The organism is Halobellus sp. Atlit-38R (assembly GCF_003665925.1).
In the GTDB taxonomy this organism is placed as follows: Archaea; Halobacteriota; Halobacteria; order Halobacteriales; family Haloferacaceae; genus Haloquadratum; species Haloquadratum inordinatus.
This window is the reverse complement of sequence record NZ_QXIJ01000042.1, coordinates 1-1,335: the sequence shown is the minus strand read 5'-3', so window position 1 is coordinate 1,335 and position 1,335 is coordinate 1. Positions and strand designations below refer to the sequence as shown.

General features: G+C 54.2%; 2 pseudogenes. Both read left to right on the top strand.

The annotated features are described in order from the left end of the window. Positions 1-200: 200 nt before the first annotated feature. A pseudogene (locus tag D3D02_RS17945) lies at positions 201-752 on the top strand (ISNCY family transposase); the annotation flags it as partial. 169 nt (positions 753-921) lie between these two features. Continuing rightward, a pseudogene (locus D3D02_RS21690) lies at positions 922-1,258 on the top strand (hypothetical protein); the annotation flags it as partial. Positions 1,259-1,335 lie beyond the last annotated feature (77 nt).

The window sequence follows — 1,335 nt, the reverse complement described above, 5'->3', positions numbered from 1 at the left end:
TGTCGAGAGTGCGGAGGAGTTCCGCACTCTCTTGAGTGATGTTTTCGAGCAGCTGACTAACCGCGTGAGCTTTGCGAAAAACTGGGTCGCAGAGTTCCTTGATCTCCAGAAATTATCCTGAGTACTATCAGGAGTTCGGAACGACAGATTCTGTGCACGAGGCGGGTGACTGACTCCGATTGCTGGCCAACTGTAAAGCGATGTCTCAAACGACATCCCAGTTCGAGTCTGCGATCAGCAGACTCGAACAACAGGCCGAGGAATTGATTCACAAAGACACGGACCTTCTGACTGTGGTCCGTGGGTTTGACTTCAGTGAGACTACAGTCTATGAAGTTGGGAAAACCGAATGGAACGCTCACTACAGCTACGAGTCGATGGTACAAGCGTTCTATTGCAAGGAGCTCGCCGGCTTCACGACGACAGAACTCCACGACTACCTCGCGACTGCCGAGCGTGCCAGCACGCTCGGCTTTGATCCCGACCACTTCGCTGGGGACAAAGCCGCACCGGCTCGGACCACACTCGGTCGCGCCTGGCGCGACCGGTTCCCCAACCGGCTTCAAGCTTTTATTCGAACATCTGCTGAATGTATCCTCGCGGTTGCCCACGAGATGGGCAACCCGCTCGGACTGCGTGCGCTTACCCCTGAAGACAAGAGCGACCTTTCCAACCGCTCGGAACAACGCTACGTCACAGGCAAAGCAAAGGACGTTACGGAGGCCCTCTGTCAGATCGTGTTTCCAGCGATTGACCTCGATCGACCGGACGACGGAACGCGGTATGATAGTACCTAAGCAAAGTTCTGGAGATTGAGAATTCTATAGAGCCGTTGATGGCTTCGTGAGACAGGGCATAGCTGCTATTCTACAAGCAGCAACCTCCAAAACTTCTCTTGATTACTATGATACCGCGTTCCTCGATCTCCAGAGCTACCTCGGATTGACCGGGACTGCTGCCAACCAGGGAAGCCGGATCTTCGACGAGGAAACAACCCGCGAAAACGGCGGTCCTGACGGTGATACGCATCTCCACTACATCAAGCAACTCGAGGCGATCGGAGTGATCAGCAGAACTGTTGAACCCATTGATGGACGCTGGCCACGGCACGGAGATGCTGGGAGACTACGGTGAGATGTCGTGGTTCTCGTCGTTTGTCCCGGCTAGTTCAGAACTTATGCAGACCACTCAGATCGCCTCGATGGTTGACGGAGCGATTGGAACGATGATGTGGGCTGCTGAGCAATACTATTCGATCGATCGCCACGTCGATGTGGCGATCGATATCACCTATATCGCCTACTACGGTGATCGTGACGAGTTCCAGATGAGTAC